This is a genomic window from Mycobacterium colombiense, assembly GCF_003284935.1.
GTDB classification, from domain to species: Bacteria; Actinomycetota; Actinomycetes; order Mycobacteriales; family Mycobacteriaceae; genus Mycobacterium; species Mycobacterium arosiense_A.
On sequence record NZ_QMEV01000051.1, the window covers coordinates 1 to 24,635 of the forward strand.

Below are 24,635 nucleotides of genomic sequence, written 5' to 3' on the forward strand. Positions count from 1 at the left end.
CGCCCGAGCCCGAGCCCGCCGCGGCTCCGCCGCCGTCGCCCGAATCAGCCTCCGCGCCAGGGGAACTCAACACCGCCGCGGTGCGCAGCATGTGGCCGACGGTGCGTGAAAAGGTGCGTCAGCGCAGCCGCACCACCGAGGTGATGCTGGCCGGTGCGACCGTGCGGGCCATCGAGGGCAACATGCTGGTGCTGAGCCATGAATCGGCGCCGCTGGCCAAGCGGCTCTGCGAACAGCGCAACGCCGACGTGATCGCCGAGGCGCTCAAGGACGCGCTCGGCGTGAACTGGCGCGTGCGGTGTGAGGCCGGCGCACCGGCATCGGCGCCGACGGTCCCGCCCGCCGCCGGGGGGAGCGCGCCCGCCGTCCCGAGCGCGGAGGAGCCGGCACCCGACGCGGACTCCGCGCGGCGCGACGAAGAGGAACACATGCTCGCCGAAGCGGTCCGCGACGAGCCGTCGGCGCCGCGCCGAGACCCCGAAGAGGTCGCGCTGGAACTGCTACAGAATGAGCTGGGCGCCCGTCGCATCGACAACGGCTAGACGGGGCGGCAGGGTCACGGCGTCCACCACGGCCGCAGCGGCAGGTCGTCGTCGCCGCGCGGGTCGACGTTGGCCGCCAGAACGTGATGCAGCTGAAGGTTGTTCTGCTCGAACGCAACCCGTGACGCCGCCATGTACAGGCCCCACACCTTGGCGGTCGGCAAGCCGACCTCGGCGACGGCCACGTCCCAGTGTTCGACCAGGTTGTGGCACCAGTCGCGCAGCGTCATCGCGTAGTGATGGCGGAAGTTCTCCGCGTGCAGCACCTCCAGGCCCGCGTCCTGGATGTCGCTGGTGATGCGGCCCGAGCCGGTCAGCTCGCCGTCCGGGAAGACGTAGCGATCGGTGAACCCCCCGGCGAACGAGGTCGAGGTGTTGTCGTGGCGGGTGATGCAGTGGTTGAGCAGCAGCCCGCCGGTGCGCAGCTTCGACTTGAGGAAGCCGAAGTAGGCGGGGTAGTTCTTGACGCCGATGTGCTCGGTCAGCCCGATGGAGGAGACGGCGTCGAACTGCGTCTCACCGACGTCGCGGTAGTCGGTGTGCCGGACCTCGGCCAGCTCGGTGAGGCCTTCGTCGGCGATCGCCCGCTGCGCCCACTTCGCCTGCTCGGCCGACAGGGTGGCGCCGATGGCCCGCACGCCGTGGCGCGCGGCGTACCGCACCATGCCGCCCCAGCCGCACCCGACGTCGAGCAGCCGGTCGCCCGGCCGCAGCCGCAACTTCTCGAAAATCAGCCGGTACTTGTTCTGCTGCGCGTCCTCCAGCGTCGCCTGAGCGTCGGGATACACCGCGCACGTATACGTCATCGACGGACCCAGCACCAGTTCGTAGAAGGTGTTGGAGACGTCGTAGTGGTGGTGGATGGCCTCGGCGTCACGGGTCTTGGTGTGCATCAGCCCGTCGGCGACCCGGCGCCACCTGGGCGGGGTTTCCTGCGGCGGCGGCGCGACCGGCAGCAACCGCTCGAAGCCCAGCGAACGCACGACGTTGGCCAGCACCCGCGCCGGCGGGCGCTTGAACTGCACCCGGTCGGTCAGCGTCTTGAGCAACTGGTACGGATCACCCGGGTGCACGCCGTAGGCCTGCAGGTCGCCCGCCACGTAGGCGCGGGCCAGGCCGAGCTCGCCCGGCGCGGTGGCCAGGTAGGTGGCGCCGCGCGGGGTGCGAAGGTCCAGGCCCAGTTCGGCGTCTTCGCTGCCGGCGGTGCTGCCGTCATAGGCGGTGAACTTCAGCGGATGTCGCCCGGTCGCGGCGAAGACCTCCAGGATCTCGGCCATGCTGAGTTTGCCCGTCGACGAGCGGTGCGGTTCTTTGGTCGTCGTCATCGCCGTTGTACCGCCTTTGCGTAGAGGTCGAGTAAACGAGAATCGGGGTCATAGGTTTTCTTGACGGTGTTGTAGGCCTCGCCGCCGTACAACTCGTCGAAGTCCTCGCGGGAGTAGTACGAGTCCGAGTACAGCGACTTGTGCCCGTCGAGCTCGCCCACCTTGGCTTCGATCATCCGGTTGGTGGCGCCCTCGGTGGGGCCGGCCGGGACCGACGACCAGAAGCCGATGTTGACGTAGGTGTGATCCGGCCGCATCGGGTACAGCGGCCAGCCCTCGTGGTCGCGTAGACGCAACGGGCACAACCAGATTGGCGTGATGGGAACGCTATCGAGGAACCATTCCAGGAAGTCGCAGGTCCGTTCGACCGGCACCTCGACGTCTTGCACCACCCGTTCGCGCGGTGGCCGGCCGTGGCGCTTCTCGATCCGGTCGGCGATGCCGAACCGCCGATCCATCGCGATGAGCTTCGAGTAGAAACTGCTGCGCCGGTAGCGGCGCGGCCACCAGCGCCGCAGCCGCGGGTCCTGCACGCCGAAGGCGCGCGAGCACCAGAACCAGTCGGTGTCCCAGCGCCAGAAGTAATCGTTCATGGTCAGCCGGTCATCCTTGGTGGCCTCGACGCCCGCCGAGTCGTGCCGGATGGACTGGTAGTAGATGTTGCGGCCGGTGTAGTCGCTGACCGGGCCGGGGGTGGTGGTTCGTCGGCCCACGCACAGGTAGCTTTCGTCGGCGCTGAACACCACCCCGTCGAGGTAGTCCACCGGCGTCCCGCCCTGCCCGCCGGTGTCGATGATGCGTTCCATCGCCGCGACCAGATCGGGCAGCGAGCGGAACCGGACGTGCCGCAGCGCCACGAACGGCGCGATGGGTTCCAGCTCGATCCGAAGACGCGTCGAATAGCCAAGCGTCCCATAGGAATTCGGGAAGGCGCGGAAGAGGTCGGGATGCTGGGTGCGCGAGGTGGTGAGCAAATCGCCAGCGCCGGTGAGGATGTCCATCTCCAGCACCGATTCGTGCGGCAGGCCGTTGCGAAACGACGACGACTCGATACCCAGTCCGCTCACCGCGCCACCGAGGGTGATGGTCTTGAGCTGGGGGACGACCAGCGGTGAAAGGCCGTACGGCAGTGTGGCGGCGACCAGGTCCGCGTACGTGCACATGCCGGCGACGTCGGCCGTGCGGGTTTCGGGGTCCACGCTCAAAACGCCGGTCAGCCCGGACGTGTCCAGGCCGGGCGCATCGCGTTTGGTCCGGGCGCGGAACAGATTTGACGTCGGCTTGGCCAGCCGGACGACCGAGGTTGCCGGGATGGATCGATAACTTGCCAGCATCCGGTCTACGCCGGACTTGTGGGCCGAGAGTGCAGATCCAAGGACAGGCACCAGATATACCCTAGTCTTCGACAACAGCCCGTGCACCCGTCGCGAGCGGGCGGCACCGGGGAAATCATCGTGAGGAGGGATCGCCTTGGGACAGGTGAGCGCAGAGAGCACCATCTTGGTCAACGCGGAGCCCGCGGCAACCCTTGCCGCCGTCGCGGACTACCAGAATGTCCGCCCGAAGATCCTGTCCCCGCAGTACAGCGACTACCAGGTGCTGCAGGGCGGTCAGGGCGCGGGCACGGTCGCCAAGTGGAAGCTGCAGGCCACCAAGTCACGCGTGCGCGACGTGCAGGTCAACGTCGACGTGGCCGGGCACACCGTCATCGAGAAGGACGCGAACTCGTCCATGATCATCAACTGGACGGTGGCCCCCGCCGGGCCCGGCTCCAGCGTCACCGTGAAGACCACCTGGACGGGCGCGGGCGGTGTGAAGGGCTTCTTCGAAAAGACCTTTGCGCCGTTGGGGCTGAAGAGGATTCAGGGCGAGGTGCTGGCCAACCTGAAAAAAGAGCTGGAGAGCTGAGCTAGCGGGCCTGGCCCTGCGAGGCCAGGAACCCCGCGACTCCGCGGACCAGCGCGTCGGCGTACTTCTGCCGGCCCTCGGCGGATTCCATCAGCGCCGAGTCGGCGGGATTCTTCATGTTGCCGCACTCGACCAGGATCGACGGGTACTGCGCCAGGTTCAGGCCGGTCAGATCCGAGCGGCCGTAGAGACCGTTCTGGCCGATGTAGTTGGCCGGCGGGATCCCCGCGCCCTGCATCTGGTCGCGCATGATCCGCGCGTACTGCACCGACGGGCCCGCCTGCACCTGGTTGAGCGGCGGCGCCGAGTAGTTGACGTGGAATCCCCGGCCGGACGGCGGACCGCCGTCGGCGTGGATGGACAGCACCGCGTTGGGATGCAGCGCGTTGGCCGCGTTCGCGCGTTCGTCGACGCACGGCCCCAGGCCGCTGTCGTTGGCGCGGGACAGCGCGGTCCGCACTCCCAGGGCGCTCAGCTCGGCGCGCACGCGCAGCGCGGTGTCCCAGGTGAAGGTGTGCTCCATGTAGCCGCTGTTGGTGGCCGTTCCGCTGGTCTGGCAATCCTTGGTGCCGCCGCGGCCGGTGGGCACCTGACGGTTGATGGAGCCGTCGTTCGAGCCGTTATGGCCCGGATCGATGAAAACCACCATGCCGGCGATGTTGGACGGGACCGCTGTCGCGGTCGGCATGATCGCCGTCGAAGCGGCGACGAGCACACCGACCGCCACTTTGATCCCGACACGTCTGCTCAGTCGTAGGTCCACGGCGCAAAGCTAACGCCGCGCGGTCTACGCTGGGGGTTTCGAATCGCCGGAGACTCACGAGCGAAACCAACTCGAGACCAAGATGCGAGGGGATTGTCATGCAACCCGGAGGCGACATGTCGGCGCTGCTCGCCCAGGCGCAGCAGATGCAGCAAAAGCTCATGGAGGCCCAGCAACAACTGGCGAACGCCGAGGTGCATGGTCAGGCCGGCGGGGGTTTGGTCGAGGTCGTCGTCAAGGGCAGCGGCGAGGTGATCGCGGTGAAGATCGACCCGTCCGTCGTCGACCCGTCAGACATCGAGACCCTGCAGGACTTGATCGTCGGCGCCATGGGGGACGCGTCCAAGCAGGTCACCCGGATGGCCCAGGAGCGATTGGGGTCGCTGGCCGGCGGCTTCGGCCCCCCGCCGGGGCAACCGCCCGCGCCGGCGCAGGGGCTTTAGGCTCTCGCCACCGTCATGTTCGAAGGACCCGTCCAGGATTTGATCGACGAGCTCGGCAAGCTGCCGGGCATCGGGCCCAAAAGCGCGCAACGCATCGCCTTTCACCTGTTGTCGGTCGAACCGCCGGACATCGACCGGCTGACCGCGGTGCTGGCGAAGGTCCGCGACGGCGTGCGGTTCTGTGCCGTGTGCGGCAACGTCTCCGACAACGAGCGATGCCGGATCTGCGCGGATCCCCGCCGGGACGGCTCGCAGGTGTGCGTCGTCGAGGAACCCAAGGACGTCCAGGCCGTCGAGCGCACCCGCGAATTCCGCGGCCGCTACCACGTGCTGGGCGGTGCGCTCGATCCGTTGTCCGGGGTGGGGCCCGATCAGCTGCGGATCCGCGAGCTGTTGAGCCGGATCGGTGAGCGGGTCGACGACGTCGACATCACCGAGGTGATCATCGCCACCGACCCGAACACGGAGGGCGAGGCGACCGCCACTTACCTGGTGCGGATGCTGCGCGACATCCCGGGCCTGACGGTGACCCGGATCGCGTCGGGGCTGCCGATGGGCGGGGACCTGGAGTTCGCCGACGAGTTGACGCTCGGTCGTGCCCTAGCCGGGCGCCGGGCCATGGTCTGAGGTCTGTTCAGCCCTTAGTCAGTTGGAACGCTCTGGTGACGGTCGTGCCCGGCGCCCCGCCGCACCCGTCCGCTAGCGTCGTCCGGCCCTCGCCGGCAAGCGACACCGCGTCGAAGCTGTAGTCGACGGTCGCGGGGACCGAAGCGCCGTTCGCGCACGGCGCCTGGGCGGGGCCGCTGTGGCTCCACCGCCCGTCCGCGAGGTGGAACTCCCAACTGATGACGAACGTCCCGCCGCCCTGCGAGGTCGCCAGCGTGCAGTCGGACCCGCATGGGACGAACACCCACGCGGTCGCATTGTCGCTGTCGGTGTAGAGCACGGTGTATCGGCCCATGGGGACCTCGGGGTTGGCGCGCGCCGGCGGCGGCGACGCGAGGAACGCGGCGGTCAACGCGGCACCGGCGGCGAGTCTGTGGCTGATCTTCGTCATCTCGTTTCTTCCTAGCGCGCCGCTAACCGTTCGCGGCGCAGCAAGTCCACCTCCGGCATGGGCAGCGGCGGCAGCTCACCGACCACCGTGCCGAGCAGCAGGTCGGCCAGTTGCGGGTTGCGGGCCAGGCATGGCCCGTGCATGTAGGTCGCGATCACGCTGCCCTGCACCGCGCCGTCGAAGCCGTCGCCGGACCTGTTGCCCGCGCCCTTGACCACGGCGCCCAGCGGAGAGGCCGCCGGTCCCAGGACGGTGCCGCCGCGGTGGTTCTCGAAACCGGTGAGGCGCTCGGTCAGGCCCGCCAGCAGCGGATTGGTCGCCAGCTCGCCGATGGTGCGCGCCTGTTGCGGCGACGTCGTCGCGTCCAGCATGCCCACGCCGTCGACGCGTTCCCCGGCCGACGTTTCATACCAGTGCCCGAGCATCTGAACGGCCGCGCAGATGGCCAGCACCGGAGCGCCCCGCTCCGCGGCGCGCTGCAGGCCGGGGTATTTGATCAGGTGCCGGGTGGCCAGGCGCTGCGCGTAGTCCTCCGCGCCGCCCAGCGTGTAGAGGTCCAGCGACTCGGGCACCGGGTCGGCCAGCGTGATCTCGACGATCTCGGCGGCGAGGCCGCGCAGCCGGAGCCGCTGCCGCAGCACCAGCGCGTTGCCGCCGTCGCCGTAGGTGCCCATCACGTCGGGCAGCACCAGGCCGATCCGCACCACCGAGTCAGCCATGGCGCGCCAACGCTCGTTGCAGCTGGAGGAAGGCGGTGTAGTTGGCGACGACCTCCACCCGACCGGGCGGGCACGACGCGATCGCGGCCACGGTGTCGTGCACCAAGGTGTGCTCGACGCCCGCATAGCCCAGCCGAACCGCCAGGTCGGTGCCGCGCTCACCGGCCGCCACCACGTCCGTCTCCTCGAAGTGCTCGAACCGCACGTCCCACAGCCAGGACAGGTCTTCCCCGTCGGGCACCTGGCCGTTGACCGAGATGACCACCCCGGCCGCGTGCTTGTCCACCATCGACAGCGCCTCCTGCCAGCCGGCGGGGTTTTTGGCCAGCAGGATGCGCACCTCGTGCGCGCCGACGCGCACGGTCCGATACCGCCCCGCCACCTCGTCGACCGCCGAGACGGCCGCCACCGCCGACGCCGGATCCGCGCCCAACGCGACCGCGGCCGCGACGGCCTGGGCGGCGTTGCCCCGGTTGACCGCGCCCGGCAGCGCCAGCCGCATCGGCAGCGACAGGCCGTCGGGCCCGTAGAGGGTGTCGTCGTCGAACCACCACTGCGGGCTGGGCCGTTTGAAGTCCGCGCCCGTGGAGTACCAGTGGCCCCGGTCGCGGACGATGACCTCGCCGCTGCGCGGGCAGCTGACCGAGTCGTTCGACCACGACCCACCCGCGGCCACCCACACGACGTTCGGGCAGTCGTAGGCGGCCGACGTCATCAGCACGTCGTCGCAATTGGCCACGACGACCGCCCCGGGATGCCGGGCCAGGCCCGCGCGCAGGGTGCGCTCGATGACGTTGATCTCGCCGACCCGGTCCAGCTGGTCGCGCGACAGGTTGAGCAGCACCACGACGCTGGGGTCGACGGCGTCGGACACGTGCGGGACGTGCATTTCGTCGACTTCCAGGGCCGCCAGCGGCGCATCCCGGTCGGCGGCCAGCGCGGCGACCAGCCCGGCGTCCATGTTGGCGCCCTCGGCGTTGGTGGCCACCGCGCCCAGCGTCGCCAGCGCGGCCGACGTCATCCGGGTGGTGGTGGACTTGCCGTTGGTGCCGGTGACGATGACGGTGCGCCGTCCCGCGCCGAGTTGCCCGAGCACCGAGCGGTCCAGCGTCATCGCGATCAGGCCGCCGATCATCGCCCCGGCCCCGCGTCCGGTCACCCGCGACGCCCAGCGCGCGCTCGCTCCTGCGGCGAGGGCCAGACGGGCACGGGTGGTAACCACCCGGGAAGTTTAAGGGCGATCGCAAGCGCGGCGCTTGGCGCCGGGCGCGGCGGGTCGCCCTCGTCGAGTCCAAGGGTGATCGCAAGCGCGGCGCTTGGCGCCGGGCGCGGCGGGTCGCCCTCATCGATTTTCGAGCCGACACGGCGCGCAACGACCAGGTGATGTCGGTCGACCGTGCCATCCTCAGTGCATGAGCGGGGTGTCCTGGGGTCGGCCGGCCAGCGAGCCGGACGCGGGCTGGGCCGTCGTCGACGTCGAGACCTCGGGCTTCCGGCCGGGCCAGGCGCGGATCATCAGCGTGGCGGCGCTAGGCCTGGACGCCGACGGGAACGTCGAGCAATCGGTGGTGAGCCTGCTTAACCCCGGGGTGGACCCGGGCCCCACCCACGTGCACGGCCTGACCGCCGCCATGCTGGAAGACCAGCCGCAATTCGCCGACATCGTCGGCGACGTCGCCGAGGTGTTGCGTGGGCGCACCCTGGTGGCCCACAACGTGGCGTTCGACTATGCGTTCCTGACCGCCGAAGCCGAACTGGCCGAGACCGAGCTGCCCGTCGACAGCGTCATGTGCACGGTCGAGCTGGCCCGGCGATTGGACCTCGGGATCGACAACCTGCGGCTCGAGACGCTAGCGGCGCACTGGGGGGTCACGCAGGAGCGGCCGCATGACGCCTTCGACGACGCGTTGGTGCTGACGGGCGTGCTGTCCTCGGCGCTCAAGCTCGCCCGTGCGGGCGACATCTGGTTGCCGATCCATCCGGTGACCCGGCGCCGCTGGCCGAACGGCCGCGTCACCCATGATGAGCTGCGCCCGCTGAAGGTGCTGGCGTCCCGGATGCCCTGCCCGTACCTGAACCCGGGCCCCTACGTCGGCGGCCGACCGCTGGTGCAGGGCATGCGGGTGGCGCTGGCCGCCGAGGTCGGCCGCACCCACGAGGAACTCGTGGAACGGATCCTGCATGCCGGGCTGGCCTACAGCGACGCCGTCGACCGCGAGACCTCGCTGGTGGTCTGCAACGACCCCACCCCCGAGCAGGGCAAGGGCTACCTCGCCCGGCAGTTGGGGGTGCCGGTGCTCTCCGACGCGCAGTTCATGGCCTGCCTCGGCGCCGTGATCGGCGGCGCCAGCATGGACGAATTCACCGACGTCCGCGCCCTGGACCAGCAGCTCGCGCTGTTCTGATCAGCCGCGGGCGGCGCGGTTGACCGCGGACACGACCGCGCGTAGCGACGCCGAGGTGATCGACGGCGCGATGCCGACGCCCCACACCGTCTTCCCGTCGACCGATGCCTCCACGTACGCGGCGGCCTGCGCGTCGTCACCCGAACTCATGGCGTGCTCGGAGTAGTCCAGGACGGCCACGTCGAAGCCGACATCGCCCAGCGCGTGAACGAACGCGGCGAGCGGGCCGTTGCCCTGCCCGCTGATCTCGGTCTCCACCCCGTTGATCTTGACGACCGCGGTGATGCGGGTGACGCCGCTGTCGTCCTCCGACGCGTCGACGCGCTGCTTGATCCGCTCGAGCGGCAGGACGGGCGCCAGATACTCCTCGGAGAAGGCGTCCCACATCTCCTTCGGGCTGACCTCGCCGCCTTCCCCTTCGCTGATCTTCTGCACCACCTGGGAGAACTCGATCTGCAGCCGCCGCGGCAGGGCCAGGCCGTGGTCGGCCTTCATGATGTAGGCCACCCCGCCCTTGCCCGACTGCGAGTTGACCCTGATCACCGCCTCGTAGGTGCGTCCGACGTCCTTGGGGTCGATCGGCAGATAGGGCACCTGCCAGAGCATGTCCTCGACATCGGTGTCCGCGGCATCCGCGTCGACCTTCATCTGATCCAGCCCCTTGTTGATGGCGTCCTGGTGGCTGCCGGAGAACGCGGTGTAGACCAGGTCACCGCCGTAGGGGTGCCGTTCGTGCACGGGCAGCTGGTTGCAGTACTCGACGGTCCGGCGGATCTCGTCGATGTTGGAGAAGTCGATCTGCGGGTCCACGCCGCGGGAGAACAGGTTCAGCCCCAGCGTCACCAGGCACACGTTCCCGGTGCGCTCGCCGTTGCCGAACAGGCAGCCCTCGATGCGGTCGGCGCCGGCCTGGTAGCCCAATTCTGCTGCGGCGACGGCGGTTCCGCGGTCGTTGTGCGGGTGCAGGCTCAGGATGACCGACTCCCGGTTGGCCAGGTTGCGGCTCATCCACTCGATCGAATCGGCGTAGACGTTGGGGGTGGCCATTTCCACGGTCGCGGGCAGGTTGAAGATGATCGGATTGTCCGGGGTCGGCGCGATGATCTCGCCGACGGCGTCGCACACCTGTTTGGCGTATTCCAGCTCGGTGCCGGTGTAGGACTCCGGCGAGTACTCGAACCGCCACCGCGTGCCGGGATGCTTGGCGGCCTCCTCGACGCACTTGCGGGCGCCTTCGGTCGCGATGGCCTGCACCGCGGCGCGGTCGGCGCGAAACACGACGCGGCGCTGCAGGATTGACGTCGAGTTGTAGAAGTGCACGATGGCCTGCGGCGCGCCGTCGCACGCTTCGAAGGTGCGCTCGATCAGTTCCGGGCGGCACTGGGTGAGCACCTGGATGGTGACGTCGTCGGGGATGGCGCCCTCGGTGATGATCTCGCGGACGAAGTCGAAGTCGGTCTGGCTGGCCGACGGGAATCCCACTTCGATTTCCTTGTAGCCCATGCGAACCAGCAGATCGAACATGCGGCGCTTGCGCGCCGGGCTCATCGGGTCGATCAGCGCCTGGTTGCCGTCACGCAGGTCCACCGCGCACCACAGCGGCGCGCTGCTGGTGACCCGGTCCGGCCAGGTGCGGTCGGGCAGCCGGATGGACTCGACCTCGTCGGCGAAGGGCCGGTACCGGTTGATCGGCATCGACGACCCGCGCTGCGGGTTCCAGGCGGGTTGCCCGGGTGCGGGTGGGCCCGCGGGCTGGACGATGGTGCGTGCCGAGCTGAATGCGTCGGGATTGGAAGTCACGGTGATTGCTCCGGGGTATCAGAAGGGGAACTTCAGACCGGCGCATCGCGAACACCCGCGACGGGAAGCCGGTCTGGATCAGACCCCGTCGCGGCGTCCGAGGAGGAGCACCCGCTGCACGTCGGCAACTTTACCGCGATTGGCGCTCGGGTGAAAATTGCGCCGAGACCGCGGCGAAAGCGCAGGCCGGGGCGCTCGGTATCGCGACGTAAATCACCATGCGGTGGCACGTATTCTGTTGTGGACTTATACCCGAAATTTTCAAATGCCCAGGGCCGGAGAGGCGGGAAAACCGTGGCGCTCGTCGTGCAGAAGTACGGCGGATCCTCAGTGGCGAACGCCGATCGGATCCGCCGCGTGGCCGAGCGCATCGTCGCGACCAAGAAGCAGGGCAACGACGTGGTGGTCGTCGTCTCCGCGATGGGCGACACCACTGACGACCTGATGGATCTGGCCCAACAGGTGTGTCCGGCGCCGCCGCCGCGCGAACTCGACATGCTGCTGACCGCCGGCGAGCGCATCTCGAATGCCCTGGTCGCGATGGCGATCGAATCGCTGGGTGCGCAGGCGCGCTCGTTCACCGGTTCGCAGGCCGGCGTGATCACCACCGGCACGCACGGCAACGCGAAGATCATCGACGTCACGCCGGGACGGCTGCAGGCCGCGCTCGACGAGGGGCGCATCGTGCTGGTGGCCGGCTTCCAGGGCGTCAGCCAGGACACCCGGGACGTGACCACCCTGGGCCGCGGCGGTTCGGACACCACCGCGGTGGCGCTGGCCGCGGCGCTGCGCGCCGACGTGTGCGAGATCTACACCGACGTCGACGGCATCTTCAGCGCCGACCCGAGGATCGTGCACAACGCCCGCAAGCTGGACACGGTCACCTTCGAAGAGATGCTCGAGATGGCGGCTTGCGGCGCCAAGGTTTTGATGCTGCGCTGCGTCGAATACGCGCGCCGCTACAACATTCCGGTGCACGTCCGATCCTCGTATTCGGAAAACCCGGGCACCATCGTCGTCGGATCGATCAAGGACATAGCCATGGAAGACCCCATCCTGACCGGAGTCGCGCACGACCGTAGCGAGGCCAAGGTGACCGTTGTCGGCATTCCCGACATCCCCGGATACGCCGCTCGCGTCTTCCGGGCGCTCGCCGACGCGGACGTCAACATCGACATGGTGTTGCAGAACGTCTCCAAGGTCGAGGACGGCAAGACCGACATCACCTTCACCTGCTCGCGGGACAGCGGGCCCACCGCCGTGGCCAAACTCGATGCGCTCAAGGACGAGATCGGGTTCAGCCAGCTGCTTTACGACGACCACATCGGGAAGGTGTCGCTGATCGGGGCGGGCATGCGCAGCCACCCGGGCGTCACCGCCACCTTCTGTGAGGCGCTGGCCGAGGTCGGCGTCAACATCGAGCTCATCTCCACCTCGGAGATCCGGATCTCGGTGCTGTGCCGCGACACCGAACTAGACAAGGCCGTCGTGGCGTTGCACGAGGCGTTCGGGCTCGGCGGCGAGGAGTCGGCCACGGTGTATGCGGGGACGGGTAGATAAATGGTTGCCATCGGAGTTGTGGGCGCCACCGGCCAGGTCGGCCAGGTGATGCGCCGGTTGCTCGACGAGCGGGACTTCCCCGCGACGTCGGTGCGGTTCTTCGCGTCGGCGCGCTCGCAGGGCCGCAAGCTGGAATTCCGCGGCCAGGAGATCGAGGTCGAGGACGCCGCGACGGCGGACCCGAGCGGCCTGGACATCGCGCTGTTCTCCGCCGGTAAGACGATGTCGCTGGTGCAGGCGCCGCGGTTCGCCGCGGCCGGGGTGACGGTGATCGACAACTCGTCGGCGTGGCGCAAGGACCCGGACGTGCCGCTGGTGGTGTCCGAGGTGAACTTTGCGCGGGACGTCCGGGACGCGCGCTCGTTGGCCAAGGGCATCATCGCCAACCCGAACTGCACGACGATGGCGGCCATGCCGGTGCTCAAGGTGCTGCACGAGGAGGCCGGGCTGCAACGGCTGGTGGTGTCGAGCTATCAGGCGGTGTCCGGCAGCGGGATCGCCGGGGTCGAGGAGCTGGCCGGCCAGGCGCGCGCCGTCATCGACGGCGCCGAGCAGCTGGTGCACGACGGCAACGCCGTGGCGTTCCCGGCGCCCGAGACCTACGTCGCGCCGATCGCCTTCAACGTGATCCCGTTGGCCGGCTCCCTGGTCGACGACGGCTCCGGCGAGACCGACGAGGACCAGAAGCTGCGCCACGAGAGCCGCAAGATCCTCGGCATCCCGGAGCTGGCGGTCAGCGGCACCTGCGTGCGGGTACCGGTGTTCACCGGGCACTCGCTGTCGATCAACGCCGAGTTCGAACGACCGCTGTCGCCGGAGCGGGCGCGCGAAATGCTCGACGGTGCGCCCGGCGTCAAGGTGGTCGACGTGCCGACTCCGTTGGCGGCCGCCGGTGTCGACGAATCGCTGGTCGGCCGGATCCGGCGCGACCCCGGGGTGCCCGACGGCCGCGGCCTGGCGCTGTTCATCTCCGGTGACAACCTGCGCAAGGGGGCGGCGCTGAACACCATCCAGATCGCCGAGTTACTCGCCGCCGAGTTGTGAATCCGCGGGTGAGTTCCGCGACGCGGTTCTCGCTACTTGTGGCATCTTTGCTTGTGCCGCAATGCTTTTGGATAGCGCATGCCGATCCACCCGCTCCGGCACCCGAACCGGTGCTGCAGCCGCTGGCGCCCGGCCAGGTGCTGCGGATCGGCCCCACGGCCGGAACCGGCACGCCCACCGGGGATTACGGCATCGGCGCGACCGACCTGTGTGAGTTCGTCGAGTTCCCCGCCGAACTGCTCCAAGTGTGCGGCGACAGCTTCGCCGGGCAGGGCGTCGGCTTTGGTGGGTGGTACGCACCGGTCGCGTTGCGCGTCGACACGTCCTCCGTCGACGACCCCGGCGGCGTGCGCTACACCGGGGTCACCGGCATCAGCAACCCGCTGCTGGCCGACCCCGCGCCGCCGGGGGCCTCGCAGCTGCCCGCCGGGGTGGTGCAGATCAACCGGCGCAACTACCTGATGGTGACGACGACGAAAAACCTCGAACCGCAGAGCTCGCGGCTGGTGGCGGCCGAGCCGGCCCGCGCGGGCTGGCAGACGATCCCCGGGTCCAAGCGGCCCGCGTCGTATCAGGGTGGTGCGCAGACGCAGATCAGCGGCTACTACGACCCGATCCCCACCACGGATTCACCGACCGGGTGGGTGTACATCGTCGCCGACAGTTTCACCCGCCGGGACCCGGTCGTGCTCTACCGGGCCACGCCGCAAACGTTCACCGACCGGTCCCGCTGGCAGGGGTGGGCGGCCGGTCCGCAGGGCGGCTGGGGCAAATCGCCGACGCCAATGTGGCCCGACGCGGTGGGCGAGATGTCCATCCGGCAGATCGACGGCAAGGCGGTGCTGTCCTATTTCAACGCCGTCACCGGCAACATGGAGGTCCGGGTCGCGGACGACCCCACCGGCCTGGGCGACGCGCCGGTCACCACGGTGGTGCAACACGATGAGTGGCCGGACCCGGCGGAAAGCCTGCCGCCGCCCTACGACAACCGCCTCGCGCAACCGTACGGCGGCTACATCTCACCCGGCTCGACGCTCGACGAGCTGCGGATCTTCGTCAGCCAGTGGGACACCCGCGCCCGGGTGGCCGCGCCATACCGGGTGATCCAGTTCGCGGTCAATCCGCTGCGACCCGAATAGCGGGTTTTCGCCCGCTGACCGGGGGCTTTAGTTCACAGCTGCTACATAAGTAGCGCATAGCCGCCACTACTGTTAACGGCTTCATCATTTGTCTCATGAGTGAAACATCTGAATCCCCCACCGTGCGGCACTCCACCGCCACTGCACCGGTCGCCGCGGAAGCGGCGGCGGCCTACCGGGCCCCGCGGGTCTTCCAACTCGCCGCGTGGGTCGCCATCGTCGCCGGCATCGTGTTCATCGTCGCGGTCATCTTCTTCACCGGCTTCATCCTCGGCCACCGCGGCGGCCATCACGGGCACCACCACCACAAGCACCACCACGCGATGGTGCACCACCGCGGCCCCGGCGGCCCCGGCAACTTCGGTGGACCGGGCGCACCGGGCGGCCAGGGTGGCCAGGGTGGCCAAGGTGGCCAGAACGGTCCGGGTGCTACCAGCACTGCGCCGGCTCCGTCGGGCGTGCGTCCCAGCGGCATGGCCCCGGGCCAGCTCCCGCCGTCGGTCCTGCACTCGGCGGCCGCGCTGGGACAGACCCCGAGCGTCATCATGCTGACCAACTGAAAAACCTTTGCCAACCAGTGGCCCGGCGCTCCACTCGAGCGCCGGGCCACCTGTCTTTTGCGGTAACCGGCGCCTAACCGGCGCATCTCGATTCGCCACATTTTTCTCGCCGGGGCCTGTTAGGGACGGGGTGCGCGGGGCAATATGGCAAGGCATGAGCGAGACACCCGAAGAACGAGTTGAGCCGAAAGCCGAGCCGTCGGCAGCCGCACCCGTCACTGCGCCACCGCCGCCACCCCCGCACCGGGTGCAGCCGCCGCGGCTCTACACGGCGGCCGCCTGGGTGGTGATCGTCGCCGGCATCGTGTTCATCCTCACGTCGCTGTTCTTCGTCGGTGCCTTCATCTGGAAGCACCACTACCACTGCCAGCACCACCACCACGGCATGTTCCACCCCGGCGGCCCCGGACCGGGCAACGGGCCCTGGGGCCCCGGTGGTTCCGGGCCGGGCAACGGGCCAGGGCAGTACGGCGGCTACGGGCCGTGGTACGGCGGACCAGGCGGGCCGGGCGGACCCGACAACGGGCCGTGGGGATACGGGCCCGGGGGTCCCGGCTTGATCGTTCCGATGCCTCCCGGCGGTCCGGGCGGTCCGGGCGGACCGGTTGCCGGCCCCGGCGTCAGCGGCCCCGGTCAACCGCCGGCCGTCAGCCCGCCCCCCGGTGCGCCCGCACCGCGCCCCTGACGGCACCCGCTCCAAGTCACGGCCTTAAGTCCGGCCCCGAATGGGTACTGACCCGTAGTGGGCGACCGACGGTGTTGCCCGCTATTTCTTGACCAAATCAAGATAAGGGGAATACTCGAGTGCAGGCCGGACGGCCCGGGCCACACACAGCCACGCTGAAAGTGCTTGATGACTAGGCGAATTCGTTGCTGTGTGCGATCTGACGCCCTGCGGCCGGCGGCCGGGTGACGAGGAGAGGGTAATGACGGAGCGTTTCACGACCAACGACGCCGGTATCGCTGCGCCGAGCGACGATCAGTCGCTGACGATCGGCCCGGACGGGCCGATTCTGCTGCAGGACCATTACCTGATCGAGCAGATGGCGATGTTCAACCGGGAGCGCATCCCGGAGCGCCAGCCACACGCCAAAGGCGGTGGTGCGTTTGGTCATTTCGAGGTGACCAACGACGTCAGCAAGTACACCAGGGCCGCGGTGTTCCAACCCGGCACCAAAACGGACATGCTGGCCCGGTTTTCGACGGTCGCCGGCGAGCGGGGCAGCCCAGACACCTGGCGGGACCCGCGTGGCTTCGCGCTGAAGTTCTACACCACCGAGGGCAACTTCGACCTCGTCGGCAACAACACGCCGGTGTTCTTCATGCGCGACCCGTTGAAGTTCCAGCACTTCATCCGGTCCCAGAAACGCTTGCAGGCAAGCAATGTGCGCGACCACAACATGCAGTGGGACTTTTGGAGCCTGTCCCCGGAATCGGCGCACCAGGTGACCTGGCTGATGGGCGACCGGGGGATCCCCAAGACCTGGCGGAACATGAACGGCTACAGCAGCCACACCTACAGCTGGATCAACGCCGCCGGCGAGATCTTCTGGGTGAAGTACCACTTCATCACCGATCAGGGCATCGAGTTCCTGACCCAGGAGGACGCCGACCGGTTGGCCGGTGAGGACGGCGATTACCACCAGCGGGACCTGTTCGAGTCGATCGAGCGCGGGGACTACCCCAGCTGGACGCTGAAGATGCAGATCATGCCGTACGAGGAAGCCAAGGACTATCGGTTCAACCCGTTCGATCTGACCAAGGTGTGGCCGCACGGCGACTACCCGTTGATCGACGTCGGCAAGATGACGCTGAACCGCAACGTCACCGACTACCACGCCGAGATCGAGCAAGCGGCCTTCGAGCCGAACAACACCGTGCCGGGCACGGGGTTGAGCCCGGACAAAATGCTGCAGGCGCGGGGCTTTTCGTACTCGGACGCGCATCGCGCCCGACTGGGGACCAACTACCGGCAGATCCCGGTGAACACCCCCAGGGTCGAGGTGAACAGCTACTCCAAAGACGGCGCCATGCGCATCAACAACGTCTCCGACCCCGTCTATGCGCCCAACTCCTACGGTGGTCCGCACGCCGACCCGGCCCGCGCCGCCGAGGTGCGCTGGCATTCCGACGGCGACATGGTCCGCTCGGCGTACACGCTGCACGCCGAGGACGACGACTGGGGGCAGGCCGGCACCATGGTCCGCGAGGTTCTCGACGACGCGGCCCGGGAACGCCTGGCGCACAACATCATTGGTCACGTTTCCCAAGGCGTGAAGGAGCCGGTGCTGTCGCGGGTGTTCGAGTACTGGCGCAATGTCGATCCCGACCTCGGCAAGAAGGTCGAGGAAGGCGTGCGCGGCAACGGGGGCTGACCGCTCGTCGGTGCGCCTGGCATGATCGCTGCATGACCACGCGGGTTACGCACGTTGCCCAGATGCGCGGGGCCGCGGTCGTCGTCGGCTTGGCCTTGGCGGGCACCATCGCAGTTCCGGTCGCGGCCGCGCACCCGTCGGAGCCCGGCGTCGTGAATTACGCCGTCCTGGGCAAGGGGTCGGTCGGCAACATCGTCGGCGGACCCATGGGGTGGGAGTCGGTGTTCACCCAGCCCGGGCAAGGCGACTGGGTGGACCTTCCCGAGTGCAACAACTGGGCCGACATCGGCTTGCCGGAGGTGTACAACGATCCCGACCTGGCGTCGTTCAACGGGGCCGTCACCCAGACGTCGGCCACCGACCAGACCCATCTGGTCAAGCAGGCCGTCGGGGTGTTCGCCACCAATGACGCCGCGGGCCGCGCGTTCCATCGCGTGGTGGATCGAACCGTGGGTTGTTCGGGGCAGACGACCGCGATCCACTTGGACAACGGCAGCACGCAGGTGTGGTCGTTCGACGGCGGGCCGGCCGGCCCGGCCGACGAGAACTGGACCAAGCAGGAGGCGGGCACCGATCGCCGGTGCTTCGATCAAACCAGGCTGCGCGAAAACGTGTTGCTGCAGGCGAAAGTGTGCCAATCCGGCAATGCCGGACCCGCGGTCAACGTGCTAGCTGGGGCGATGCAGAACGCGCTGGGTCAATAATCGAGCGATTGGGTGACCGTCATCCCCGAGCACCGAGAAGTGCGCGGAAGGGAATATGTCGGGGGCGTCTGATAGATGAAGCACTAGACGAAGTAGTGCCGATTATCGTTCGATTAGCTGCGCAGGAAAGCGGTCCGCAGGCGCACGTTCAGGCTTGCGGGGTGCCCGAAGGGATCGTGATATGACGTTCGCGCCGATCACTGCCGCGGCTGCGCAATCGGAGGCGCGGGTGGCCGGTGCCGACTCGGCCCCGGAGCCGGCCGACTCGGCGACCGTCGCGCAATACATCGCCGAAGGGTGTCTGGTGGACGCCCCGCTGGGCCGGGTGGGTCTGGAATTGGAGGCCCACTGCCACGACCCGGCCGACGCGCACCGCAGGCCGAGCTGGGACGAAATCGCCGACGTGCTCGCCGCGATGCCCGCGATGCCGGGCGGCAGCAGGATAACCGTGGAACCGGGCGGCGCCGTCGAACTGTCCGGGCCGCCGGCCGACGGCGTGGCACCCGCCATCGAGGCCATGCGCCGGGACCAGGCCGTGCTGCAGCCGGCGTTCGCCGAAGCCGGGCTGGGCTTGGTCTTCCTCGGCGCGGACCCGCTGCGGCCGCCCAAGCGCATCAATCCCGGCGCCCGGTACCGCGCCATGGAACAGTTCTTCGCGACCAGCCACTCCGGGGAGGCGGGCGCGGCGATGATGACGTCCACCGCCTCCATCCAGGTCAATGTGGATGCCGGGCCGCGGGATGGCTGGGCGGCGCGGGTGCGCCTGGCGCACGCGTTGGGGCCCACCATGATCGCGATCACGGCCAACTCGCCGATGCTGGCGGGCGACTTCACCGGCTGGGTGTCCAGCCGCCAGCGGGTGTGGGGCCGGATGGATTCGGCGCGCTGCGGGCCCATCCTGGGGGCCAGCGGCGACGACCCGGGCACCGACTGGGCGCGCTATGCCCTCAAGGCCCCGGTGATGCTGGTGCACACCCCCGACGCCGAGGCCGTCACGCATTGGGTGCCCTTTGCCGACTGGGTCGACGGCCGGGTGCTGCTCGGGGGCCGCCGCCCCACCCTGGCCGACCTGGACTACCACCTCACCACGCTGTTCCCGCCCGTGCGGCCCAGGCAGTGGCTGGAGATCCGCTACCTGGACAGCGTGCCGGACGCGTTGTGGCCCGCCGTGGCGTTCACCCTGGTGGCCCTGCTCGACGACCCGGTCGCCGCCGACATCGCCGCCGAGGCCGTCGAGCCGGTGGCGACCGCCTGGGACACCGCGGCCCGGGTGGGCCTGCGGGATCGACGGCTGTACCGGGCGGCCAACGCCTGCGTGGCCCTCGCCGCCGCGAAAGCGCCGACGGAGCTCGTCGAGTCGATGCAGCGGTTGGTCCGCCTGGTCGAGCAGGGCCGCTGTCCGGGCGACGATTTCGCCGACCAGGTGATCGAGCACGGCCTGACCCCTACGGTCGGGCGCCTGGCGCAAGGGGAGCTGTGACGTCACGACAGGCCATCGCCGACGACTTGGCGCGGACGCGGCAGCGGACGTTGCGCCTGGTCGAGTTCGACGACGCCGAACTCTGCCGGCAGTACGACCCGCTGATGAGCCCGCTGGTGTGGGATCTGGCGCACATCGGCCAGCAAGAAGAGCTGTGGCTGCTGCGGGGTGGTGACCCCGCGCGACCGGGGATGCTGCCGCCCGCCGTCGAGGGGCTCTACGACGCCTTCGTGCATTCGCGCGCCAGCCGGGTCGATCTGCCGCTGCTGTCGCCGGACAAAGCGCGGGCCTACTGCCGCACCGTGCGCTCGGCCGTGCTCGACGCGCTGGATGTGCTGCCCGACGACCCCGCCGGTGACGAGGCGGCCTTCGTCTACGCGATGGTGGTCAGCCACGAAAACCAGCACGACGAGACCATGCTGCAGGCGTTGAACTTGCGCACCGGCGCACCGCTGCTGCGGGAGGCGTCGACGCTGCCGGCGGGTCGCCCGGGGCTGGCCGGCGCATCGGTGCTGGTGCCCGGCGGTGAGTTCGTCCTCGGCGTGGACGCCGCAAGCGAACCGTACGCGCTGGACAACGAGCGCCCCGCCCACGTCGTCGACGTGCCCACGTTCCGGATCGGCCGGGTCCCGGTCACCAACGGCGAATGGCGCCAGTTCGTCGACGACGGCGGTTACGACCAGCCGCGCTGGTGGTCCGAGCGCGGCTGGCAGCACCGCCAGGGGGCGGGCCTGACCGCCCCGCAGTTCTGGAATTCCGACGGCGCCACCCGCACCCGGTTCGGCCATGTCGAAGACATCCCCGCCGATGAACCCGTCCAGCACGTCAGCTATTTCGAGGCCGAGGCCTACGCGGCCTGGGCCGGTGCCCGGCTGCCCACGGAGATGGAATGGGAGAAGGCCTGCACCTGGGATCCGTCCACCAGCACCCGGCGCCGCTACCCCTGGGGCGAGCGCACACCGGACGAGACGCTGGCGAACCTGGGCGGCGCGGCGTTGCGGCCCGCGCCGGTGGGCGCGTATCCCGCCGGCGGCTCCGCGTACGGGGCCGAGCAGCTCCTCGGCGACGTCTGGGAGTGGACCAGCTCGCCGCTGCGGCCGTGGCCGGGGTTCGTCCCGATGCTCTACGAACGCTATTCGCAGCCGTTCTTCGACGGCGACTACCGGGTGCTGCGCGGCGGCTCGTGGGCGGTCGAGCCGGGCATCATGCGGCCGAGCTTTCGCAACTGGGATCACCCGTACCGGCGCCAGATCTTCTCCGGTGTCCGGTTGGCGTGGGACGTCCCCGACGCCGGGGGCCCCGCCTGATGTGCCGGCACCTGGGCTGGCTGGGGGCCGACGTCACCGTTTCCTCGTTGGTGCTCGACCCGCCGTTCGGGCTGCGGGTGCAGTCCTATGCGCCGCGCCGGCAAAAGCACTGCCTGCTCAACGCCGACGGTTGGGGCGTCGGGTTTTTCGACGGTGACGTGGCGCGCCGTTGGCGCAGCCAGGCGCCGCTGTGGGGCGATGTGTCCTTCGATTCCATCGCGCCCGCCCTGCACAGCCACTGCGTCGTGGCCGCCGTGCGCTCGGCGACGGTCGGCATGCCGATCGAGGCCAGCGCGTGCGCGCCGTTCACCGACGGGCGGTGGCTGTTGTCGCACAACGGAATCGTCGACCGGTCCGTGCTGCCGACGACGTCGCGGGCCGAATCGGTCTGTGACAGCGCCATATTGGCGGCGATGATCTTCGAGCGCGGCCTGCACGCGCTCGGGCAGACCGTCGTCGAGATTGCGCAGGCCGACCCGACCGCCCGGCTGAACATCCTGGCCGCCAACGGCTCTCGCATGGTAGCGACGGCCTGGGGTGACACGCTGTCCATCCTGCGCCGCGCCGACGGTGTGGTGCTGGCCAGCGAACCCTATGACAACGACTCCGACTGGGAGGACGTGCCGGACCGCCACCTTGTCGAAGTCACCGCCGACGGTGTCCAGATGACGCCGCTGGATCAGTCGAGAGGATCTTGATGACGCTGTCGCTGTCCAACCACCTGGCCGCCGACTCGGCGTACCACGCGCTGCGCCGCGATGTGCTCGATGGCCTACGGAAGACACCGAAGTCGTTGCCGCCCAAATGGTTCTACGACTCGGTGGGCAGCGAGCTGTTCGACCAGATCACCCGATTGCCCGAGTATTACCCCACCCGCGCCGAGGCCGAGATCCTGCGCGCGCGGGCGGCCGAAGTGGCCTCGGCCAGCGAGGCCGACACGCTGGTGGAACTGGGCAGCGGGACGTCGGAGAAGACCCGGCTGTTGCTCGACGCCCTGCGCGAGCGTGGTTCGCTGCGCAGGTTCGTCCCGTTCGACGTCGACGCCAGCATCCTGTCGACGGCCGCCGCGGCCATTGCGCAGGAATACGCCGGGATCGAAATCAAGGCGGTCTGCGGCGATTTCGAAGAGCACCTGTCGAAGATCCCCGATGGTGGGCGGCGGCTGTTCGTGTTCCTGGGGTCGACGATCGGCAATCTCACGCCCGGCCCGCGCGCGGAGTTCCTTGCCGCGCTGTCCGCGCAGATGCGCGCCGGCGACAGCCTGCTGCTGGGCACGGACCTGGTCAAGGACACCGAGCGGCTCGTGCGGGCCTACGACGACGCCGCCGGCGTGACGGCGGCGTTCAACCGCAATGTGCTCGCCGTGGTCAATCGGGAACTCGACGCGGATTTCGACGTCGACGCCTACCGGCATGTGGCCCGGTGGAACGCGACCGAGGAACGCATCGAGATGTGGCTGCGCTCCGATCGTCGCCAGCGGGTGCGGATCGACGCGCTCGACCTGACCGTCGACTTCGAGGCCGGCGAGGAGATGCTCACCGAGGTGTCGTGTAAGTTCCACTCCGACAAGGTGACTGACGAACTGGCCGCCGCGGGGTTGCGCCGCACCCGATGGTGGTTCGACGAGGCGGGCGACTTCGGGTTGTCGCTGGCCGTGAAGTGACCGGCAGCGACGCGCTGGCCGACCGGTGGCGGTCGGCCCGCCCGCCGATGGCCGGGCTGCACCTCGACAACGCGGCCTGTTCTCGGCAGAGCCTGGCGGTGATCGAGGCCACCGCACAGCATGCCCGCAACGAATCCGAAGTCGGCGGCTATGTCGCGGCGGAGGCCGCCACACCGGTGCTCGATGCCGGGCGCGCCGCATTCGCCGCGCTGGCCGGAATGCCCGATGCCGAAGTGGTTTTCACCACCGGCTCGCTCAACGCCCTCGATCTGCTGCTGGGCAGCTGGCCGGCGCGAACGACGGACCGAAAAAGGGTGGCGTGCCTGCCCGGCGAATACGGGCCGAACCTCGCCCTGATGTCCGCCCACGGATTCGACCGGCAGCTGTTGCCGACGCTGGAAGACGGCCGGGTCGCGCTCGACGACGCGGCGCTGGCCCTGGACAGCGACCCGCCGGACCTGGTGCATCTGACCGCGGTGGCCAGCCATCGCGGTGTGGTGCAACCGGTTTCGATGGTCGCCCAACTGTGCCGGGAATTGGGGCTGCCCCTCGTCGTCGACGCGGCTCAGGCCCTGGGCCAGGTGGACTGCGCGGTGGGCGCCGACGCGACCTACTCCTCGTCGCGCAAGTGGCTCGCCGGTCCGCGCGGGGTGGGGATCCTCGGGGTGCGCCGCGAGCTGATGGAACGCCTGCACCCCAGGCTGGCCGCGCCGCAGTGGGTCAGCAAGGACGGCGCACCGACGGTGGCTAAACAATTGGAATTCGGCGAGGCGAATATCGCCGCGCGCGTGGGGTTTTCGCTGGCGCTGGGCGAGCACCTGGCGTACGGGCCGCGGGCGGTGCGCGCGCGGCTGGCCGAGCTGGGCGCCCTGAGCCGCACGGTTCTGTCCGATGTCGGCGGGTGGACGGTGTTCGAAGAGGTCGAAGAGCCCAGTGCCATCACCACTTTGGCGCCGAGCGAGGGCGCCGACCCGCAGGCGGTGCGGGCGTGGCTGCTGGCCGAGCGACGGATCCTGACCACCTTCGCCGGGGTGCAGCGGGCGCCGCTGGAGCTCACCGAACCGGTGTTGCGGATCTCACCACACCTGGACACCACGGCCGCCGACCTGGAGACGTTCGCCGAGGCGCTCATCGCCGCCACCGCGGCGACCGCAACCGGCTAGCCGGCTTTATGCGCGGTCAGCAGGTAGGCCGGCATCTTGAGCCGGCCCTTCTCGTCGCGGTCGTGCTGCGGAAATTCGAAGGGCGCGTTGGGGATGTTGACGACGTTGGACAGGATGAAGGCCGGGCGGATCTCGTCGATCTCCCAGTACTTGCTCACCGCGGCGCGCAGTTCGTCCTCGTCGACCTCGTTGGGCTTCGTTTCCAACTCGGCCGGGAAAGCGCCCTTGGCGAACACCAGGACGAACAGGCTCGCCCCCGGAGCGGCGGCCCGGTGTACCGACCTCAGGTAGCCGTCGCGGCCCTCCACCGGAAGTGAATGGAACAGCGTGCTGTCCACCACCGTGGAGAACCGTCCGTCGTAGCCGGAGAACGACGTGATGTCGGCCTGCACGAAGCTGGCCGTGGTCAGACCGCGCTCCTGGGCGGCCTTGGTGGCCGCCGCGACGGCGGTGGGCGTGAGGTCGACACCGACCACCGTGTATCCCTGTGCGGCCAGCGCCAGTGACAGCTCGGCGACTCCGCAGCCGGCATCGAGCACGTCGCTGCGGAATTTGCCGGCCGCGACCAGCGCCACCAGTTCGGGTTGCGGCTCACCGATGTTCCACGGCGGCGGACCCTCGAAGTGGGCCTGCTCGCGGTAGGCGCTGTCCCAGTCCATCACGTGATCAGACGACATG

Annotated in this window: 24 protein-coding genes and 1 pseudogene; 17 read left to right on the plus strand and 8 right to left on the minus strand. The window is 69.3% G+C overall.

The features are described 5' to 3' along the window. Positions 1 to 542: pseudogene (locus DQP57_RS19595) on the plus strand (DNA polymerase III subunit gamma/tau); the annotation flags it as partial. 14 nt (positions 543 to 556) lie between these two features. Here the strand turns inward: DQP57_RS19595 and DQP57_RS19600 are convergent. Together DQP57_RS19600 and DQP57_RS19605 are read right to left on the minus strand one after the other, a co-directional pair. Then, positions 557 to 1,867, minus strand: a complete 1,311-nt coding sequence (locus tag DQP57_RS19600; protein WP_205869172.1) for a class I SAM-dependent methyltransferase — start codon at positions 1,865 to 1,867, stop codon at positions 557 to 559. Further along, positions 1,864 to 3,255, minus strand: a complete 1,392-nt coding sequence (locus tag DQP57_RS19605) for an FAD-binding oxidoreductase (RefSeq protein ID WP_205869174.1) — start codon at positions 3,253 to 3,255, stop codon at positions 1,864 to 1,866. The genes DQP57_RS19600 and DQP57_RS19605 overlap by 4 nt, the downstream gene beginning before the upstream one ends. 82 nt (positions 3,256 to 3,337) lie before the next feature. Between DQP57_RS19605 and DQP57_RS19610 the strand changes: the two genes are divergently transcribed. After that, positions 3,338 to 3,775, plus strand: a complete 438-nt coding sequence (locus tag DQP57_RS19610) for an SRPBCC family protein (protein ID WP_112634383.1) — start codon at positions 3,338 to 3,340, stop codon at positions 3,773 to 3,775. 1 nt (position 3,776) lies between these two features. Here the strand turns inward: DQP57_RS19610 and DQP57_RS19615 are convergent, their stop codons facing one another. After that, positions 3,777 to 4,538 (minus strand): Rv3717 family N-acetylmuramoyl-L-alanine amidase, encoded by a 762-nt coding sequence (locus DQP57_RS19615; protein WP_205869173.1) that lies wholly within the window; start codon positions 4,536 to 4,538, stop codon positions 3,777 to 3,779. 98 nt (positions 4,539 to 4,636) lie between these two features. Here DQP57_RS19615 and DQP57_RS19620 point away from each other — a divergent pair, with 98 nt between their 5' ends. Next, a complete protein-coding gene (locus DQP57_RS19620) occupies positions 4,637 to 4,981 on the plus strand; it encodes a YbaB/EbfC family nucleoid-associated protein (RefSeq protein WP_112634385.1) in 345 nt (114 codons plus the stop codon). A gap of 15 nt (positions 4,982 to 4,996) precedes the next feature. After that, positions 4,997 to 5,608 (plus strand): recombination mediator RecR, encoded by a 612-nt coding sequence (recR, locus tag DQP57_RS19625; protein WP_008263246.1) that lies wholly within the window; start codon positions 4,997 to 4,999, stop codon positions 5,606 to 5,608. 7 nt (positions 5,609 to 5,615) lie between these two features. On the opposite strand, the gene DQP57_RS19630 is transcribed toward recR, so the two are convergent. From DQP57_RS19630 to DQP57_RS19640, 3 genes are read right to left on the minus strand one after another with little or no spacing between them, the layout of a single operon-like run. Further along, entirely contained in the window at positions 5,616 to 6,038 is a 423-nt protein-coding gene (locus DQP57_RS19630; protein WP_112634386.1) for a hypothetical protein, read from the minus strand. An 11-nt stretch (positions 6,039 to 6,049) separates the two neighbouring features. Beyond that, positions 6,050 to 6,745, minus strand: coding sequence for a type 1 glutamine amidotransferase (locus DQP57_RS19635; RefSeq protein WP_112634412.1), 696 nt, complete (start codon positions 6,743 to 6,745; stop codon positions 6,050 to 6,052). A gap of 4 nt (positions 6,746 to 6,749) precedes the next feature. Then, a complete protein-coding gene (locus DQP57_RS19640) occupies positions 6,750 to 7,979 on the minus strand; it encodes a Mur ligase family protein (protein ID WP_112634387.1) in 1,230 nt (409 codons plus the stop codon). Positions 7,980 to 8,169: 190 nt separating this feature from the next. Here DQP57_RS19640 and DQP57_RS19650 point away from each other — a divergent pair, with 190 nt between their 5' ends. After that, positions 8,170 to 9,162, plus strand: coding sequence for a DEDDh family exonuclease (locus tag DQP57_RS19650; protein WP_112634388.1), 993 nt, complete (start codon positions 8,170 to 8,172; stop codon positions 9,160 to 9,162). Here the strand turns inward: DQP57_RS19650 and leuA are convergent, their stop codons facing one another. Further along, positions 9,163 to 10,962 (minus strand): 2-isopropylmalate synthase, encoded by a 1,800-nt coding sequence (gene leuA, locus DQP57_RS19655; RefSeq protein ID WP_112634389.1) that lies wholly within the window; start codon positions 10,960 to 10,962, stop codon positions 9,163 to 9,165. A gap of 294 nt (positions 10,963 to 11,256) precedes the next feature. On the opposite strand from leuA, the gene DQP57_RS19660 reads away from it, so the two are divergent. The 12 genes from DQP57_RS19660 (at position 11,257) to egtE (ending at position 23,957) form a co-directional block, all read left to right on the plus strand. After that, positions 11,257 to 12,522 carry an aspartate kinase gene (locus DQP57_RS19660; protein WP_112634390.1) on the plus strand — a complete coding sequence of 422 codons (1,266 nt, stop codon included), beginning with the start codon at positions 11,257 to 11,259 and terminating at the stop codon, positions 12,520 to 12,522. Then, complete coding sequence (locus DQP57_RS19665) at positions 12,523 to 13,566, plus strand: aspartate-semialdehyde dehydrogenase (protein ID WP_112634391.1); 1,044 nt, start codon at positions 12,523 to 12,525, stop codon at positions 13,564 to 13,566. Next, a complete protein-coding gene (locus DQP57_RS19670) occupies positions 13,563 to 14,705 on the plus strand; it encodes a DUF4185 domain-containing protein (RefSeq protein ID WP_112634392.1) in 1,143 nt (380 codons plus the stop codon). Before DQP57_RS19665 ends, DQP57_RS19670 begins: the two co-directional genes overlap by 4 nt. A 122-nt stretch (positions 14,706 to 14,827) precedes the next feature. Further along, a complete protein-coding gene (locus DQP57_RS19675) occupies positions 14,828 to 15,265 on the plus strand; it encodes a hypothetical protein (RefSeq protein ID WP_205869175.1) in 438 nt (145 codons plus the stop codon). Positions 15,266 to 15,419: 154 nt separating this feature from the next. Further along, entirely contained in the window at positions 15,420 to 15,950 is a 531-nt protein-coding gene (locus tag DQP57_RS19680; protein ID WP_112634394.1) for a hypothetical protein, read from the plus strand. Positions 15,951 to 16,191: 241 nt separating this feature from the next. Continuing rightward, positions 16,192 to 17,640, plus strand: a complete 1,449-nt coding sequence (locus DQP57_RS19685; RefSeq protein WP_112634395.1) for a catalase — start codon at positions 16,192 to 16,194, stop codon at positions 17,638 to 17,640. A gap of 32 nt (positions 17,641 to 17,672) precedes the next feature. Then, positions 17,673 to 18,344, plus strand: coding sequence for a sensor domain-containing protein (locus DQP57_RS19690; RefSeq protein ID WP_430919766.1), 672 nt, complete (start codon positions 17,673 to 17,675; stop codon positions 18,342 to 18,344). Between the two features lie 181 nt (positions 18,345 to 18,525). Beyond that, positions 18,526 to 19,824, plus strand: a complete 1,299-nt coding sequence (gene egtA, locus DQP57_RS19695) for an ergothioneine biosynthesis glutamate--cysteine ligase EgtA (protein WP_112634397.1) — start codon at positions 18,526 to 18,528, stop codon at positions 19,822 to 19,824. Then, entirely contained in the window at positions 19,821 to 21,131 is a 1,311-nt protein-coding gene (gene egtB / locus DQP57_RS19700; RefSeq protein WP_112634398.1) for an ergothioneine biosynthesis protein EgtB, read from the plus strand. The genes egtA and egtB overlap by 4 nt, the downstream gene beginning before the upstream one ends. Continuing rightward, positions 21,131 to 21,829, plus strand: coding sequence for an ergothioneine biosynthesis protein EgtC (gene egtC, locus DQP57_RS19705; protein WP_112634399.1), 699 nt, complete (start codon positions 21,131 to 21,133; stop codon positions 21,827 to 21,829). The genes egtB and egtC overlap by 1 nt, the downstream gene beginning before the upstream one ends. Then, positions 21,829 to 22,794 carry an L-histidine N(alpha)-methyltransferase gene (egtD, locus tag DQP57_RS19710; RefSeq protein ID WP_112634400.1) on the plus strand — a complete coding sequence of 322 codons (966 nt, stop codon included), beginning with the start codon at positions 21,829 to 21,831 and terminating at the stop codon, positions 22,792 to 22,794. Before egtC ends, egtD begins: the two co-directional genes overlap by 1 nt. Then, on the plus strand, positions 22,743 to 23,957 hold the full coding sequence (egtE, locus tag DQP57_RS19715) for an ergothioneine biosynthesis PLP-dependent enzyme EgtE (RefSeq protein ID WP_112634401.1): 1,215 nt from the start codon (positions 22,743 to 22,745) through the stop codon (positions 23,955 to 23,957). Before egtD ends, egtE begins: the two co-directional genes overlap by 52 nt. Here the strand turns inward: egtE and DQP57_RS19720 are convergent. After that, entirely contained in the window at positions 23,954 to 24,634 is a 681-nt protein-coding gene (locus DQP57_RS19720) for a class I SAM-dependent methyltransferase (RefSeq protein WP_112634402.1), read from the minus strand. The genes egtE and DQP57_RS19720 overlap by 4 nt on opposite strands. Position 24,635: the final 1 nt, after the last annotated feature.